The organism is Aquabacterium humicola (genome assembly GCF_030167915.1).
Classification (GTDB): domain Bacteria; phylum Pseudomonadota; class Gammaproteobacteria; order Burkholderiales; family Burkholderiaceae_C; genus Pseudaquabacterium; species Pseudaquabacterium humicola.
This window is the reverse complement of the sequence record NZ_JARGNB010000001.1, coordinates 282,434-297,223: the sequence shown is the minus strand read 5'-3', so window position 1 is coordinate 297,223 and position 14,790 is coordinate 282,434. Positions and strand designations below refer to the sequence as shown.

The following is a 14,790-nucleotide window of genomic DNA, read 5'->3' as shown; positions in this document are numbered from 1 at the left end:
ATGCACATGTCTTGTGGAGATGCATGATGCGCAGCATTCGCAACGCCCCCAAGCGCCCGATCAATCTGTCGCTCAACGCCAAGGTGCTGGACATGGCCAAGGAGATGGGCATGAACATATCGCAAACCGTCGACGCCCTGCTGACCGAAGAAGTGCTGAAGCAGCACTGGGCACGCTGGCAGCAGGACAACGCCCAGGCGATCACCGACTACAACGCCCGCATCGAGCGCGAGGGCTTGTTCTCCGATCGCTACCGCACCTTCATGCGACCGCCCGCGGACCGCGACGCCGCATGATGGCCCGATTCGACGTCTACGCGAACCCGTTCGCACCCGAACGCTCGCACACGCCTTTTGTGCTCGACATGCAGAACGACCATTTGGGCCCCATCGGAACAAGGGTCGTCATTCCGCTGCGGGCGCCCAAGGGCTTCGGGATGCCGGCCCAAGGGCTAAATCCGGTCCTCCAGGTGGATGGCAAGAGCGTCATACTGGACACTGCATCACTGGCGCCAGTGCCCTCCACGCTGCTCAAGAAGCCCATAGCCAATCTCGCAGGCCACCGCGACGAGTTGCTCGACGCACTGGATACCCTCTTTGGGGCGTATTGACGCGCGTCAGGGCGGCAGTCAAGCAGGCCCCGTCTGTCCGCCAAGGAGCACGACATCCATGAGCACAGTGAAGCCATCAATCTCGGATGCGCGCCGACTGCTAGAGAACCCCTACGCATATGTGGAGGTGTTGGGTGTCGATGACTTCGAAACGGGTGTCGAAGTCAACCCGGCAACGCACTCGAGCACAGCCGCACTGGGCACCGCCGCCGCCCACCCATATGCCCGCATCATTGACGTTGACGAGCTGGACAACGGCGCGCAATCACGACTGGACAAGTTGGCTTCCGGCCCCGACGAGACAGAGACATCCTCGGTCACGGTAGCGACGAAGCCTCGGCGCAACACAAGGACCATGATTTCGGCCTCTGTTCGAGGCGTACATCGACGGCTCTGGTCAGAACGACACGCACTTTGGGACGGCCACCCGCCGAGCGATCCGGTCGATCTGCTCGACCCAGTCATGGCATTGCAGTCCGCCGGTTTTACGGTGGAGGTTGTCCCGGGCCTGGGTCAGACGCGATCTGGATCGCAGGTATTGGAGGTGGCGGGAGTCCTTGATGCTCTGTCTCGGAGGGTGCGAATTTCGGCAAGGGTTCCAGAGCACGTTGGGCGATTCACCCTCGCTCACGAACTGGGGCACGTCATACTCCACGGCGGCATGGCTGGCCTCCACCGCGACGTGGGAATCGACAGTTCAACGAAACAGCATGACCCGATTGAACGGGAGGCCAATCGCTTCGCCGTGGAATTCCTAATGCCGGAAAGACTGGTCATCCGTCGATTCGAGGAGATCTTCGGCCATTGGCAACTGAGCCTGAACGAGGCTACTTGGTTTGAACTCTTTGGCTCTTCAGCCAACTACGACCCGACGAGGGCGATCGATGTGAGATCAGTGACTAAGCGACTGGCGGCAATCGACCGCTTCTCAGGGGCACAACACATCTCGCTGGCATCGCAATTCGGAGTCTCCGTTGACGCCATGGCGATCCGCTTGGAGGAACTCAAGTTATTCGTGGGTTGAACGCACGCGTTGCCAGATCCTGATCGCCCGTGCTGATTGCACGCATCGCTTCCTGAACAGAGTCTCTGAGTTGACCCGCCCCATCCGCCACCAGTACGAAGACTTCATGCGCCATGTCTTCTTCCATGGCACGCCGAAGGCCGACCGCACCGGCACCGGCACGCGCAGCGTGTTCGGCCACCAGATGCGCTTCGACCTGAACGAAGGCTTCCCGCTGGTGACGACGAAGAAGGTGCACCTGAAGTCCATCGTCCTCGAGCTGCTGTGGTTCCTGCGCGGCGACGGCAACGCCCGGTGGCTGCAGGAACGCGGCGTGACGATCTGGGACGAATGGGCGAAGCCCGACGGCGACCTGGGGCCCGTCTACGGCGTGCAGTGGCGCAGCTGGCCGACACCCGACGGCGGCCACATCGACCAGATCGCCGACGTCGTGAAGACGCTCAAGAGCAACCCCGACTCGCGCCGCATCATCGTCAGCGCGTGGAACGTGGCCGAGCTGTCGAAGATGGCGCTGATGCCCTGCCACGCGTTCTTCCAGTTCTACGTCGCCGACGGAAGACTCAGCTGCCAGCTCTACCAGCGCAGCGCCGACATCTTCCTCGGCGTGCCGTTCAACATCGCGAGCTACGCGCTGCTGACGCAGATGCTCGCGCAGCAGTGCGACCTGGGACTCGGCGACTTCGTCTGGACGGGCGGCGACTGCCACATTTACGACAACCACGTCGAGCAGGTGCAGGCGCAGCTGGCGCGCACGCCCTACCCCTACCCGCTGATGCACATCAAGCGCCGGCCGGCCTCGATCTTCGACTACGACTACGAGGATTTCGAGCTGCGCGAGTACCAGCACCATCCGGCGATCAAGGCGCCGGTGGCGGTGTGATGGCGACGTCGCAGAAGCGGCCGCAGATCGCGCTGATCGCCGCCGTCGCGCGCCATGGCGTCATCGGCGATGGCCAGCGCCTGCTGTGGCGGCTGCCCGAGGACATGCGCTACTTCCGTGCGCAGACGATCGGCCACCCGGTGATCATGGGCCGCAAGACCTGGGACTCGGTGCCCGAACGCTTCCGGCCGCTGCCGGATCGCACCAACATCGTCGTGACGCGGCAGCACGGCTGGTCGGCGCCGGGCGCCATCGTCGTGCACGGCCTCGACGAGGCGATCGCCGCGGCCGGCGACGTGCCACGCCTCTTCGTCATCGGCGGGGGCGAGCTCTACGCGGCGGCGCTGCCGATCGCCGACGAGCTGCTGCTGACCGAGCTCGATGCCGACTTCGAAGGCGCCGCGCATTTCCCGGCCTGGGACCGCGCGCAATTTGTCGAGACCAGCCGCGAACCGCACCACGCCGAGCCGCCGAACCACTTTCACTTCGCCTTCGTGCGCTACCGGCGCCGGCATCCCTCCGACGGTTGAGTCGACCCCCCGTTTGCTGGGGGGAATCGAGCAGACGACTCCCTAAACTACGCGGATCCGGGCGCGCCGTCGAAGACCCGGACCGACGACGAGAGGGAGGATCGCCATGCCGTTCATCGGCCTCGGCCTGCATGTGCTGGTCGCGCTGTTCTTCGCTGTGCATGCCGTGCGCAGCGGCCAGCAGACCTGCTGGCTCTTCATCCTCTTCTCGATCCCGCTGCTCGGCAGCATCGTCTACTTCCTGACGATCTACCTGCCCGACTTGCGGCTGGAGCGCGGCGCCCGCAGGGCGGTGCGCGGCGCGGTGATGGTGCTCGACGCCACGCGCTGAAGACCATGCTGCGCTTCTACGCCGCCCTCGCCGTCGTCTGGCTGCTGCTGATGCCGCCGCTGTTCACCAACGGCGACTGCACGGCCGAGCTCGAGGGCCTGTCGTCGACACTCGAACGCCAACCGCGCCTGATCTCGACGCCGAACGCGGCGCGCGAGCTGCTGGCCGCGCGCGACGCGGCGATCTCGGTGGTCAGCGCCGACGACTGCCGCCGCGTGAAGCCGCGCTTCCTCTCGTCCTGCGGTTCGGGTCCGCTGGTCTATGCCGAGGTGCCGGTGCGCAACCGCATCTGCCGCCTCTACCGCGACGACGCGATCAAGGTGCAGCTGCAGTACGACGAACGCAACCGGCTGAACCGGCTGGTCTTCGACATGGCGCCGTACCGCTCGCTGCCGCTGCCGTGGGGCGGCGCGATCCATTGGGGGCGCTGATGATGAACCGCATGGCGCGCCGCTCGCCCCTCCTGATCGCGATGATCACCGCCGCCGCGTTCGGCCCGGTGGCGGCGATGGCGCAGGGCAAGCCCAAGCTCGCCACCCGCGACGACTACCGCGCGTGCGTGGCCGAAGACGACCGGCTGCTGCCGATACGGCAGTCGCTGCAGGCCCGCAAGGCCCAGCACGACGCCGAACTGAAGCGTTTCCAGGACGACTCGCAGGCGCATGTGGCGGAGCAGCCGAAGGTCGACACGAACGACCAGGCCGCGGTCGATGCCTTCAATGCGCGGCTCGACGCGCTGAACGCGCGGGTCGCGGAACTGAATGCGCACTCGGCGCGCATGAACGACGAACAGGCGGCGTTCAACGCGCAGGTCGCCGCGCACAACAAGCGCTGCGCCGGCATGGTGGTCTCCTTCACCGACCGGGACGCGGTGATGAAGGAGCGCGCGGCCGCGCAGCGTGGCGGCAAGCCCTGACCGGGCCGCCCGCGCACGACGGACATTTCGACAACCAGGGAGGAAAACATCATGAATCGACAAGCGACTCGACTGCTGGCCAGCATGGTGGCCGCAGCCATCGTCATTGCGCTGTTCGGCTGCAAGGACATCGGCGATGGCGAGGGCGGCCAGTGCCAGCCCTGCCTGGACCAGAACCCGCGCTGCGATTCGGGGCTGGTGTGCAAGCAGTTCAGCGGCGGCGGCGAGACGAAGGACCTGTGCGCCCGGCCCGAAACGACGAAGTGCAACTTCGTGCCCTGACCCGTACCGCCTGGCGCGCGTAGCCGGCGCGGCGCTTGCCGCTCGGGCGGCCGGTGCCGCCACTTATCATCGACCGATGTCCAGCGCCCCAGGCCTCGCGCGCCAGGTCCGCATGCCGGTCGCACGCTGGCTCGGCGGCTGGTGGCGCGTCGCGCAGTTTTCGGCGTCGATGCTGTCGCTGGCCGCCAGCCCGGCCAGCTACCGCGGCGAGCAGCGCCGCATCGTCGCCCATCACCTCGTCGCCGGCACCGGCAGCGCGCTGCTGTGGTTCACGCTGGTCGCCGCACTGGCGACGCTGGTGATCACGCGCATCGTGCTCGTCACCGCGATCAGCTACGGCCTGTCGCGCTACGCGCTGGAGATGCTGATCCGCGTGCTGGTGCTCGAGCTGATCCCGCTGGCCGCGGCCTTCTTCGTCGCGGTGCAGTTCGCGCTGCCGGCCGGCACCGAGATCGTGCAGTTGCGACGACGCGGGCAGTTCGCCGCGCAGCAGGCCGCCGGGATCGACCCGCTGCGGCGCGAGCTGCTGCCGCGCGCGCTCGCCGGCGTGTTCACGGTGCTGATGCTGGCCAGCACGGCGGGCGTCGTCGCGCTGGTGCTGGCCTACCTCGTCGCGCACGGCTTCTCGCCCTGGGGCCTGGCCGGCTATACGCGCACGGTCGGCCACGTGATGAGCCCGGCGGTGGCGCTGGTCTTCGCACTGAAGACGCTGCTGTTCAGCCTGGCTGTCGCGCTGATGCCGCTGGCCTCGGCGATGGCCGATGCGCCGGCCCGGCGCGTGCGCGCCGGCCCTGAGTTGCGCGGGCTGATCCGCATGCTCGCGGTCATGGTGCTGATCGAGCTCGGCTCGCTGATGGTCAACTACCTCTGATGGATTCCCCGCCACCCCCGACCGCCGGACCGCCGGCTCCGGCTCCGGCTCCGGCCCCGGCTTCAACCCCCGGCCCGGCGCCGGTGACCGCCGAGCCAGTGCCGATCGCGCAGGTCGAGCTGAAGGCCACGGCGCTGCTGCTGCTGCTGGTCGCGCTGATCGCCGGCACCGTGCTCTACGTGATGGCCGCGCGCGGCGCCTTCGAGCCGACGCAGGAGCTGGTGCTGGTGGCCAACGATTCCGAAGGCGTGGTCGTCGGCATGGACCTCACCTTCTCCGGCTTTCCGATCGGTCGCGTGCGCCGCATCGAGCTGGCGCCCGACGGCAACGCGCGCATCGTGATCGACGTGCCGAAGAAGGACGCCCACTGGCTGCGCACCACCAGCGTCTTCACGCTGGTGCGCGGCCTCGTCGGCAACACCGCGATCCGCGCCTACAGCGGCATCCTGACCGACCCGCCGCTGCCGCCCGGCGCGGTGCGCACCGTGCTGATCGGCGACGCCACCGCCGAGATCCCGCAGGTCATCTCGTCGGCCAAGGCGCTGATCGACAACCTCAACCGCCTGAGCGGCAGCGATTCGGCGCTGCAGAAGACGCTGGACAACCTGCAGGCCACCACCGCGCGGCTCAATGCGCCGCAGGGGGCGCTCGGCGCACTGCTGGGCAGCGACGCCGACGCGAAGAAGCTGATCACCACGATCGACCGCACGAACGCGTTGCTGGCCCGGCTCGACGGGCTGACCGCCCGCGCCGACGAGCAGCTTTTCGGCGCCGGCGGGCCGAAGGGCGAGGCCGGCCTGACGAATGAAGTACGCGGCACCGTGCGCGAGCTGAACCAGATGCTCGCCGAAGCGCGCACCAGCCTGAAGAAGGTCGACGCGGTGCTGGCCGACGCGCAGGCAGTGGCCGGCAATGCGAAGACCGCGACCGCGGACCTCGGCACCTTGCGCGCCGAGGTGGAGTCCAGCCTGCGCAAGGTCGAGCAGCTGGTCAACGAGATCAACCGCCGCTGGCCCTTCGCGCGGCAGACGGAGATCAAGCTGCCATGATCCGCGCGTCCCTGCTGTCGCTGCTGGCGTTGCTCACCGCCTGCGCCAGCGGCCCGCCGCCGCCGGACTGGCAGATGAACGCGCGCTCGGCGATGCAGGATGTGGTGGACGCGTACTTCGCCGGCAATGAACGTGTGGAGGCGCAGGCGCTCGCGCGGGCGCGTTCCGAGATCGGCCGCACCGGCCGCCCCGACCTGCTGGCCCGCGCCGAGCTGCTGCGCTGCGCGGCGCAGGTGGCGAGCCTGCAGTTCGACGACTGCCCGGCCTACCGGGCGCTCGAGACCGATGCCGCGCCGGCCGAACGCGCCTATGCCGAGTACCTGTCCGCGCGCGCGACGCCGGCCGGCGCTGCGTTGTTGCCCGAGCCGCAGCGCGCGCTGGCGGGCAGTGCCGGCGGTGCGGGCGACGCCGCGGCGCTGCAGAAGATCGAGGACCCGCTGTCGCGCCTGGTCGCCGCCGGCGTGTTGCTGCGTGGCGCGCGGGCCCATCCGGCGGTCTTCGACGTGGCGATCGACACCGCGTCGGCGCAGGGCTGGCGGCGGCCGCTGATGGCCTGGCTGAAGCTCGCGCTGCAGCGCGCCGAGCAGGCCGGCGCGGCGGACGACGCGGCGCGGCTCAAGCGTCGGCTCGCGCTGGTCGAAGGCACGCCCCCGCGTTGACGATCCCTTGGCGAGGAGACCCCCGGTGAACCCCTCCGATCCCGTGCAGCGCCAGCTCGAGGCCTACAACGACCACGACCTCGAGCGCTTCGTCGCCGAGTACACCGACGATGTGCAGGTTTTCCGGCCGCCGGCGCTCGAACCCGTGCTGTCCGGCAAGGCGGCCTTCGCCGCGCACTACGCGAAGAACCGCTTCACGCTGCCGGACCTGCACGCCGAGGTGGTCAACCGCATGGTGTGCGGCCAGACGGTGATCGACCACGAGCGCATCACCGGCCTGCCCGACGGCCCCGTCGAGGCGATCGCGGTCTACCGGATCGAAGACGGGCGCATCCGCACGGTCTGGTTCTACTGAACGGCGCCTCGCGACCATGGCGGTGAAGATGATCCTGACCCCGGCGACGGACCCGGACGGGTACATCGCCTGCCTCGGCGGCTGGCAGCGCGCCTATGCCGAGGCGCTGCGCGAGACCGTGCGCGCCGTGGTGCCGGACTTCGACGAGCGCCTCAAGTGGGGCCACATCGTGTACTTCCGCAACGGCCCGGTGCTGCTGATCCGCGCCGAGCCGCAGCGCGTGCTGTTCGGCTTCTGGCGCGGCCAGCGGCTGCGGCACATCGAGCCTCGGCTCAGGCCCGGCGGCAAGTACGAGATGGCCACGCTCGAGCTGCGGCCGGACACGCCGCTGGCGCGCGAGACGGTCGTGCGGCTGGCCACCGAGGCCGCGGCGCTGGCGCGCTGACCCCCAGCTGCATCGCCATGCCCAAGAACACACCGCTCGATACGCTGATCGCCCCCTACCGCCATGCGCGGCCGGCGCCCCGTTTCGCGCTGGGCCGCATCGACCCGTCGGCGACGCCGCTGGGCAGCGGCGACAAGGAGCTCGACCGCGCCGCGGTCGAGGCGCTGGCGCTCGAGCTCGACGGGCTGCAGGACCGGCTGCGCGCCGATCGCCGATACAAGCTGCTGGTGGTGCTGCAGGGCGTCGACACCAGCGGCAAGGACGGCACGCTGCGTCATGTCTTCGGCCGCATGAGCCCGCTGGGCGTGCACACCGTGGCGTGGAAGGCGCCGACCGAGACCGAACGTGCGCACGACCCCTGGTGGCGCATCCATCATGCGGTGCCGGCCGCCGGCGAGACGGTGGTCTTCAACCGCAGCCACTATGAAGACGTGCTGGTGCCGGTGGTGCAGGGCACGCTGTCGCCGCGCCAGACCCGCGAGCGCTATCGCCAGATCAACGACTTCGAGCGCATGCTCTGCGAGCACGGCACGGTGATCTGCAAGTTCATGCTGCACATCTCGAAGGACGAGCAGCGCGAACGGCTGCAGGCGCGGCTGGACGACCCCGACAAGCGCTGGAAGTTCGACCCGGCCGACCTGCAGGTCCGTGCGCAATGGGACGACTACCAGCGCGCCTACGCGGCGGCGATCGCCGCGACCGGCACGCCCTGGGCGCCGTGGATCGTGGTGCCGGCGGACTCGAAGACGCACCGCAACCTGATGATCGCGCGCGTGCTGAAGCACACGCTCGAGAAGCTGCGGCTGCGCTATCCGCCCGGCGATCCGGCCCTGGCCGGCCGCCGGATCGCCTGAGCGTTCAGGCCGCCAGCGGCAGGGTGAAGTAGAACTGCGCGCCCTGCCCCGGCGTCGCTTCGGCCCACACGCGGCCGCCGTGCCGCTCGACCGCGCGGCGCACGATGCTCAGCCCCACGCCCGAACCCTCGAAGCGCCGGCCGTGCAGGCGGCGGAACGGCTCGAAGATCTGCTGCGCGGCGGCGGCATCGAAGCCGGCGCCGTTGTCGGCGACGCGCACGACATGTTCGCGGCCCTGCTGCTCGGCGCTGACCTCGATGCGCGGCTCGGCGCGCTCGCGGCTGAACTTGATCGCGTTGCCGATCAGGTTGGTCAGCACCGGGCGCAGCAGGTCGGGGTCGCCGTCGACCTGCGGCAGGCCGGCGAATCGTACCTCGGGCAGCGGCTGCGTCGGCTGCGCGGCGGCCAGGTGGTCCAGCACTTCACGAACCAGCGCATCGAGCGAGACGCGGCGGCGCTGCAACGCGGCGTCGCCGACACGCGCCAGGTCGAGCAGCGCGCCGACCAGCCGGGTCGAGGTTTCGGCCTGCGCGGCGATCGCCGGCAGCACGCGGCGCGCGACCGAGGCGTCGCCGTTCTCCTCCAGCGCCTCGTGCGCCATGCGCGCGAGGCCCTCGATGCCGCCGAGCGGCCCGCGCAGGTCGTGCGACACGCTGCGGTTGAAGCTCTCGAGGCCGCCGACCAGCTGGCCCAGGTCGGCCGTGCGGTCCGCCACGCGCTGTTCCAGCGTCGCGTTCAGCTGCGTCAGCTCGGCTTCGACCGCGGCGCGTCGCCGAACTTCGGCTTCCAGCGCGCGGCGCCGGCGCAGCAGGCTGACGGTCAGCAAGGTCAGTCCGAAGAACAGCACCGGCAGCACGCCGAGGTAGCGCAGGTAGCGCAATTCGACCTTCAGCAGCAGCAGCAGCGGCAGGATCAGCGGGATCGCCAGCACCGCGATGCCGATGATCGCGTGGCCGGCGCCGGGCTCGTGGCGCGCGGCGCGGAAGGCCATCACCGCGCAGCCGACATAGCCGAGCACCGCCGCGGCATTGGTCACCGAGCGCAGCATCGGCACGCCGGCGATGTAGCCGGCCAGCACCAGCGCCCCGGGCGCGAGCAGCACGTACAGCACGGTGCGGCGCAGGCGGGTCAGCGGCCCCAGGTAGCGCATCAGCCCGATGGTCATCGTCATCGTGCTGAGCAGGATGATCGACGCCATGCCGTACTGGCCGGCCTCGATGTAGGCGCCGGTCGGCAGGTACTGCTCGCTGCCGGCGTACCAGACGGCCGCCAGCGCGAAGCTGAACGACAGCCACGACATGCCGGGCTCGCGGTCGCGCAGCCACAGCGCGCCATACAGCAGCGCCAGCACGGCCAGCACGAAGGCGGCCATGTCGGTGGCGGTCAGCGGTTGCGCGGTCATCGGCCAGCGGGGATCCGGGGGTCCGTCCGTGCGGCCGGCGCGCGAAGGCGCGCCCACTTCCGTTACGGCGGGCAACGATCCTAACGTGCCGATTCGCCTGCTTGCCGGTCTGTTTGCGTGAAATCGATCGCGCCTTGAAAGCGCTTGTCAATCCCTCACCCAGACGACGGCGCTGCGCGGCGGCACGGTGAAGCGGCCAGCGGCGCGATCGAAGCGCGCGTCGGTGCGCGCCCGGCGCTCGGCCGCGTGCGGCTTCAGGTGCACGGGATGCAGCCGGAACCCCTGGCCACGCACGGCATCGACGACGATGGTCTGCGCCGCCTTGTCGGCATTGAGCAGGTAGACGATCTCGCGGAAGCGCGCGCCGGGGTAGCCCTCGCCCCGCAGGTGTCCGGCCAGCACCGTCGGCACCTGCTGCGGGCCGGTGTTCGGGAACTGCAGGCGGGCCTCGATGTCGGCGGCCGAGCGCAGCCGGAACAGCGTCGACGAGGCGCGGATCGCCAGCAGGTCGCGGAAGGCATCGCGCATCCAGGCGATCTCCGCCGGCCCCGGCTTGATCGAGGCATCGGCCAGCAGCGCCTTCATCGCCGGCCAGTCGCGCGCGTTGTCGGGCCGCGGCGGCAGGCCGGCGCCGAAGCCGTTGTCGCGGTAGCTGAAGTCGAGGCGGTTGAACCAGTCGCCCGAGTCGAAGCTGTTGCCGTCCATCGACTTGCTGCGCAGCAGGTCCTGGCCCGCATGGAAGTACGCCAGCCCCTGGCTGAAGGCCACGGCCGCGGCGCCCAGCAGCTGCACCCGCGCCCGGTCGATGCGCGAAGTGCCGGGCGGCAGCTTGGCCGCCGCATCGTCGAAGAAGGTGCTGTTGTCGTGGTTCTCGACGTAGTTGACCACCTCCGACGGCTCGGCCACGTAGCCCGCCGGCTGCTGGCCGCCGTAGCGCAGGGCCTCCAGCGCCTGCACCGTGCCGTCGGCGGTCTGCAGGCGGTAGCGGCGGATCGAGCCGGCGAGGCCGACGCGTGCCAGGTCGGCGGCGCGCAGCAGGTCGTCACGGGTGGCGGGCGGCGCGGCCGGATGCGGATCGAAGTGAAGCCCGTTGAGCCAGCCCTGCGCATGCAGGCCGCCGCGGCCGCGCAGCGCATCGCGCGCGCGATCGCTGAAGGTGGCGATGCCGGTGCCGTTCAGCGACAGCTGCGACGCCTGCTCGAAGCGCGCGCCGTCGGCCACCTCGCCGAAGTTCCAGCCTTCGCCGATCAGCGGAATGTCGCGGCCGAGTTCGGTCTTCAGGCGGCGTTGCAGGTCCAGCATCGCGGCCTTCGGCTGGTGGCCCATCAGGTCGAAGCGGAACGAGTCGATGCGGTAGGCCTTCGCCCACGTGAGTACCGAGTCGATCATCAGCTTGCCCATCATGCGGTGCTCGGTGGCCGTGTTGTCGCAGCACGTCGAGCGCTCGACCACGCCCTGCGCGTTCAGCCGGTGGTAGTAGCCGGGCACGATGCGGTCGAGCAGCGACTTCGCCTGCTGTCCGGAGGCCGCGGTGTGGTTGTAGACCACGTCCATGCCGATGCGCAGCCCGGCGCGGTGCAGCGCCATCACCATGCGGCGGAACTCGACGATGCGCTTCGCCGGGTCGGCCGCATCGCTGGCATAGCTGCCCTCGGGCACGGTGTAGTGCCAGGGGTCGTAGCCCCAGTTGAAGCAGTCGGTCGCGGCGCCCGCCATCACCGCCGCCTGCTGCGCCTCGCCGTCCGGCGGCCCCTGCAGCGCGGATGCGGGCGGCGAGGTGCAGCCGCGCTCGGGGATGGTGGCGAGGTCGAACACCGGCAGCAGGTGCACGTCGGTGAGCCCCGCCTTCGCCAGCGCCGCGAGGTGGCGCATGCCGGCGCTGCGGGGTTCGGCGAAGGCGGCGTACTTGCCACGGTTCGCTGCGCTCACGCTCGCATCGCCGATCGAGAAATCGCGCACGTGCAGCTCGTAGATCACGAGGTCGGTCGGCGCCCTCACCGTTTGCGGCGTGCGGTGCGCATCCCAGCCCGGGGGCTTCAGCGCCGGCGCGTCGAGGTCGGCGAGCCAGGCGCGTTGCGAATCGGCGCTCAGGGCCAGGGCATAGGGGTCCGTCACGCGATTGCGAACGAGACCGACGCCGGGAACGATCACGTCGACGAGGTAGCGGTAGAAGCGCCCGGGCAGCGGCGCGGGCAGCCGCGCCGACCAGACGCCGCTGGCCTCGTCGGCCTGCATCGCCACAAGGCGCCGCGCCGGGCCGTCGGCGCTGTCGTGCAGGCACAGCGCGACCTGCTGCGCCGTCGGCGCCCACAGGCGCCAGTCGGCGCCGTCGCGACGCAGCGTCGCGCCCAGCGCTGCCGCTTCGGCCGCTGCGAACAGCTCGTCGAGCGCCGCGGCCGCTTGCAGCGGCGTCGAGCGCAGCACGCGGCCCTGCGCGTCCTCGTGCACCAGCAGCGTCTGCGAACGGTGCAGGCGGCGCAGCGACGCGGGGTCCGCGTCGGCCTGCAGCACGAGGCCGGCGGCGACGTGGCGGAAGCGTTGCGCGGCGTCCGCGGGGGCTGCGGCCGGGCGCAGGTCGACGACCCCATCGGCGCCGCGCATCGGCCGGCCGTCGAGCGCGGCTAGTGACGCGTCTTTCGCGTGATAGAGACGGAACCGCGTGCCGTCGGCCACCGCCATCTGCGGCCACTGCAGCACGGTGCCGCTCAGCCAGACCGCCTGCGCGGGCTTGGGCTCCGGCTCCGGCGTCGGCGGCGCAGGCTGCGCGGCCGCCAACAACGTGCGCGCGAAGGCGCTGCTGTCACAGTCGGTCAGCGAGGGGCTCGCGGCCACGGCGGCGGGCGCCATCAAGGACAGCAGCAGGGCGACGATGGGCAGGGGCATCACGGCAGGAATCCGAAACGACGGCCGTGGCATGGTACAGAAACAAAACTACGTCACCAACATCTGCAGCAAACCCTGATTGCAGGCATTTATGTACCTAAACTACATTGATTGAATGCGCCTTCTTGCAAGTTTGACTGCCGCCAGCGTCGCGCTGCTCGCCGCCTGCGCGCTGATGCCGGCCGGTGAGCCCATCCCCTTCGACCGCCGCCCGGTCCCCGCCGCCGACCCCGGCAGCACCTTGCCCGAGGGCTGGCAGCACGGCGCGTTCATGGAGATCTTCGTGCGCGCCTGGCGCGACAGCGACGGCGACGGCATCGGCGACCTGCGCGGCCTGACCGAATCGCTGCCCTACCTGCAGGAACTCGGCGTCAAGGGGATCTGGCTGATGCCGATCACCCGCAGCGCCGACCACGACCACGGCTACGCGGTGACCGACTTCCGCGGCATCGAGCCGGCCTACGGCACGCTGGCCGACTTCGATGCGCTGATCCGCGAGGCGCACGCTCGCGGCATCGGCGTGATCATGGACTACGTGATCAACCACGCGGCCCGCGAGCACCCGGCCTTCCGGCTGTCGACCGCGTCGACCACCGATGCACTGCGCGACTGGTTCATCTGGCAGCCCGAGGCCCCCTCCGGCTGGGACGTCTGGGGCAAACACCCGTGGTACCCGGCCGGCGGCGCGTTTCACTACGCCACCTTCGGCCCGCACATGCCGGACTTCAACCTGCGCAGCCCGCGGGCGCTGGCCTATCACCACGACAGCCTGCGCTTCTGGCTCAACCGCGGCCTCGACGGCTTCCGCTTCGACGCGGTGCCGCACCTGATCGAGAACAGCGCGAAGGACTGGAACGACCAGCCGGAAAGCCACGCGCTGATGCGCGACGTGCGGGCATTGATGCGCGACGGCTACCGCCAGCGCTGGATGGTCTGCGAAGCCACCGCAAACCCGCAGCGCTGGGCCGGCGCCGACAGTTGCGGCGCCGCCTTCGCCTTCGGCCTGGAGCATCAGCTGATCGATGCCGCGCGCGGCAAGACCGAGGCGATCCAGCGCGTGGCCGCGTACTTCACGAGTGCGCCGCCGACGATGGCGACGATGCTGTCGAACCACGACATCTTCGCCGGCAAGCGCCTGCGCGACCAGCTCGGCGCCGACGACGCGGCCTATCGTCTCGCCGCGGCCACCTACCTGCTGCTGCCCGGCACGCCCTTCATCTACTACGGCGAGGAAATCGGCATGGCCGGCGTCGACGGGCTGCCCGGCGATGCACCGCTGCGCACGCCGATGAGCTGGACGGCCGATCCGGCTTCGGCCGGTGGTTTCACCCGGCCCGGCGTGAAGCCGTTCCGGCCCGCCTCGGACAACGCCGCGACGCACAACGTGGCCGCACAGCGCACCGATCCGGCCTCGGTGCTCGCGCACTACAAGACCTTGCTCGCACTGCGCAATGGCCTGCCGTCGATCGCCGTCGGCCGCTACGAAGCGCCGCAGGTCGCCGGCCAGGCGATGGCCTTCCAGCGCGCGACGGACGACGAGCACACGCTGGTATTGATCAACTACGGCAAGGCGCCGGCGACGATTCGCATCGACCGGCTGGGCGCCAACGCGCGCTACGCCAGCGAGTACCCGGCCGGCGGCGCGCGAACGCAGGCCGATGCGGACGGCCGCGTGCATTTCGCGCTGGCGCCGCAGTCGTTCCGGGTGCTCCGGCGCGAGCGCTGAGTAAACCCCCACGTCGCTTGGCTCCTGCCCCCC

Annotated in this window: 17 protein-coding genes and 1 pseudogene; 16 read left to right on the top strand and 2 right to left on the bottom strand. The window is 70.1% G+C overall.

Annotation, left to right across the window (positions count from 1 at the left end):
* Positions 1-26 precede the first annotated feature (26 nt).
* The 15 genes and pseudogenes from P1K89_RS01335 to P1K89_RS01265 all read left to right on the top strand — a co-directional run bounded on the left by P1K89_RS01335 (position 27) and on the right by P1K89_RS01265 (position 8,746).
* Positions 27-296 carry a type II toxin-antitoxin system CcdA family antitoxin gene (locus P1K89_RS01335; RefSeq protein WP_284614551.1) on the top strand — a complete coding sequence of 90 codons (270 nt, stop codon included), beginning with the start codon at positions 27-29 and terminating at the stop codon, positions 294-296.
* Positions 293-610: a CcdB family protein gene (locus P1K89_RS01330; protein ID WP_284614550.1), complete on the top strand. Its 318-nt coding sequence runs from the start codon at positions 293-295 to the stop codon at positions 608-610. Before P1K89_RS01335 ends, P1K89_RS01330 begins: the two co-directional genes overlap by 4 nt.
* A gap of 58 nt (positions 611-668) precedes the next feature.
* A complete protein-coding gene (locus P1K89_RS01325; protein ID WP_284614549.1) occupies positions 669-1,634 on the top strand; it encodes an ImmA/IrrE family metallo-endopeptidase in 966 nt (321 codons plus the stop codon).
* Between the two features lie 70 nt (positions 1,635-1,704).
* A complete protein-coding gene (locus P1K89_RS01320) occupies positions 1,705-2,514 on the top strand; it encodes a thymidylate synthase (RefSeq protein WP_284614548.1) in 810 nt (269 codons plus the stop codon).
* Positions 2,514-3,044 carry a dihydrofolate reductase gene (locus tag P1K89_RS01315; protein WP_284614547.1) on the top strand — a complete coding sequence of 177 codons (531 nt, stop codon included), beginning with the start codon at positions 2,514-2,516 and terminating at the stop codon, positions 3,042-3,044. Before P1K89_RS01320 ends, P1K89_RS01315 begins: the two co-directional genes overlap by 1 nt.
* Positions 3,045-3,150: 106 nt before the next feature.
* Positions 3,151-3,372: pseudogene (locus P1K89_RS01310) on the top strand (hypothetical protein); the annotation flags it as partial.
* 8 nt (positions 3,373-3,380) lie between these two features.
* Positions 3,381-3,806 carry a hypothetical protein gene (locus P1K89_RS01305; protein WP_284614546.1) on the top strand — a complete coding sequence of 142 codons (426 nt, stop codon included), beginning with the start codon at positions 3,381-3,383 and terminating at the stop codon, positions 3,804-3,806.
* Positions 3,806-4,291, top strand: a complete 486-nt coding sequence (locus P1K89_RS01300) for a [protein-PII] uridylyltransferase family protein (RefSeq protein WP_284614545.1) — start codon at positions 3,806-3,808, stop codon at positions 4,289-4,291. The genes P1K89_RS01305 and P1K89_RS01300 overlap by 1 nt, the downstream gene beginning before the upstream one ends.
* 51 nt (positions 4,292-4,342) lie before the next feature.
* Positions 4,343-4,573, top strand: a complete 231-nt coding sequence (locus tag P1K89_RS01295; RefSeq protein WP_284614544.1) for a hypothetical protein — start codon at positions 4,343-4,345, stop codon at positions 4,571-4,573.
* Positions 4,574-4,649: 76 nt separating this feature from the next.
* Complete coding sequence (locus P1K89_RS01290; RefSeq protein ID WP_284614543.1) at positions 4,650-5,444, top strand: MlaE family ABC transporter permease; 795 nt, start codon at positions 4,650-4,652, stop codon at positions 5,442-5,444.
* Positions 5,444-6,493, top strand: coding sequence for an MlaD family protein (locus P1K89_RS01285; protein WP_284614542.1), 1,050 nt, complete (start codon positions 5,444-5,446; stop codon positions 6,491-6,493). The genes P1K89_RS01290 and P1K89_RS01285 overlap by 1 nt, the downstream gene beginning before the upstream one ends.
* On the top strand, positions 6,490-7,152 hold the full coding sequence (locus P1K89_RS01280) for a hypothetical protein (RefSeq protein ID WP_284614541.1): 663 nt from the start codon (positions 6,490-6,492) through the stop codon (positions 7,150-7,152). The genes P1K89_RS01285 and P1K89_RS01280 overlap by 4 nt, the downstream gene beginning before the upstream one ends.
* 25 nt (positions 7,153-7,177) lie before the next feature.
* Entirely contained in the window at positions 7,178-7,507 is a 330-nt protein-coding gene (locus tag P1K89_RS01275) for a nuclear transport factor 2 family protein (RefSeq protein WP_284614540.1), read from the top strand.
* Positions 7,508-7,523: 16 nt separating this feature from the next.
* Positions 7,524-7,892, top strand: a complete 369-nt coding sequence (locus tag P1K89_RS01270) for a DUF1801 domain-containing protein (protein WP_284614539.1) — start codon at positions 7,524-7,526, stop codon at positions 7,890-7,892.
* 17 nt (positions 7,893-7,909) lie between these two features.
* Positions 7,910-8,746: a PPK2 family polyphosphate kinase gene (locus P1K89_RS01265; RefSeq protein ID WP_284614538.1), complete on the top strand. Its 837-nt coding sequence runs from the start codon at positions 7,910-7,912 to the stop codon at positions 8,744-8,746.
* Positions 8,747-8,750: 4 nt separating this feature from the next.
* Here the strand turns inward: P1K89_RS01265 and P1K89_RS01260 are convergent, their stop codons facing one another.
* Both P1K89_RS01260 and P1K89_RS01255 read right to left on the bottom strand, forming a co-directional pair.
* Positions 8,751-10,148: a sensor histidine kinase gene (locus P1K89_RS01260; protein ID WP_284614537.1), complete on the bottom strand. Its 1,398-nt coding sequence runs from the start codon at positions 10,146-10,148 to the stop codon at positions 8,751-8,753.
* Positions 10,149-10,295: 147 nt separating this feature from the next.
* Positions 10,296-13,031 carry an alpha-1,6-glucosidase domain-containing protein gene (locus P1K89_RS01255; RefSeq protein ID WP_284614536.1) on the bottom strand — a complete coding sequence of 912 codons (2,736 nt, stop codon included), beginning with the start codon at positions 13,029-13,031 and terminating at the stop codon, positions 10,296-10,298.
* 133 nt (positions 13,032-13,164) lie between these two features.
* Here P1K89_RS01255 and P1K89_RS01250 point away from each other — a divergent pair, with 133 nt between their 5' ends.
* Positions 13,165-14,757: an alpha-amylase family glycosyl hydrolase gene (locus P1K89_RS01250; protein WP_284614535.1), complete on the top strand. Its 1,593-nt coding sequence runs from the start codon at positions 13,165-13,167 to the stop codon at positions 14,755-14,757.
* Positions 14,758-14,790 lie beyond the last annotated feature (33 nt).

Coding starts and splice junctions, on each gene's coding strand:
- P1K89_RS01315 (WP_284614547.1), top strand. CDS start 2,514: ATGGCGACGTCGCAGAAGCGGCCGCAGATCGCGCTGATCGCCGCCGTC.
- P1K89_RS01305 (WP_284614546.1), top strand. CDS start 3,381: ATGCTGCGCTTCTACGCCGCCCTCGCCGTCGTCTGGCTGCTGCTGATG.
- P1K89_RS01325 (WP_284614549.1), top strand. CDS start 669: ATGAGCACAGTGAAGCCATCAATCTCGGATGCGCGCCGACTGCTAGAG.
- P1K89_RS01285 (WP_284614542.1), top strand. CDS start 5,444: ATGGATTCCCCGCCACCCCCGACCGCCGGACCGCCGGCTCCGGCTCCG.
- P1K89_RS01280 (WP_284614541.1), top strand. CDS start 6,490: ATGATCCGCGCGTCCCTGCTGTCGCTGCTGGCGTTGCTCACCGCCTGC.
- P1K89_RS01255 (WP_284614536.1), bottom strand. CDS start 13,031: ATGCCCCTGCCCATCGTCGCCCTGCTGCTGTCCTTGATGGCGCCCGCC.
- P1K89_RS01270 (WP_284614539.1), top strand. CDS start 7,524: ATGGCGGTGAAGATGATCCTGACCCCGGCGACGGACCCGGACGGGTAC.
- P1K89_RS01290 (WP_284614543.1), top strand. CDS start 4,650: ATGTCCAGCGCCCCAGGCCTCGCGCGCCAGGTCCGCATGCCGGTCGCA.
- P1K89_RS01265 (WP_284614538.1), top strand. CDS start 7,910: ATGCCCAAGAACACACCGCTCGATACGCTGATCGCCCCCTACCGCCAT.
- P1K89_RS01260 (WP_284614537.1), bottom strand. CDS start 10,148: ATGACCGCGCAACCGCTGACCGCCACCGACATGGCCGCCTTCGTGCTG.
- P1K89_RS01330 (WP_284614550.1), top strand. CDS start 293: ATGATGGCCCGATTCGACGTCTACGCGAACCCGTTCGCACCCGAACGC.
- P1K89_RS01295 (WP_284614544.1), top strand. CDS start 4,343: ATGAATCGACAAGCGACTCGACTGCTGGCCAGCATGGTGGCCGCAGCC.
- P1K89_RS01335 (WP_284614551.1), top strand. CDS start 27: ATGCGCAGCATTCGCAACGCCCCCAAGCGCCCGATCAATCTGTCGCTC.
- P1K89_RS01300 (WP_284614545.1), top strand. CDS start 3,806: ATGATGAACCGCATGGCGCGCCGCTCGCCCCTCCTGATCGCGATGATC.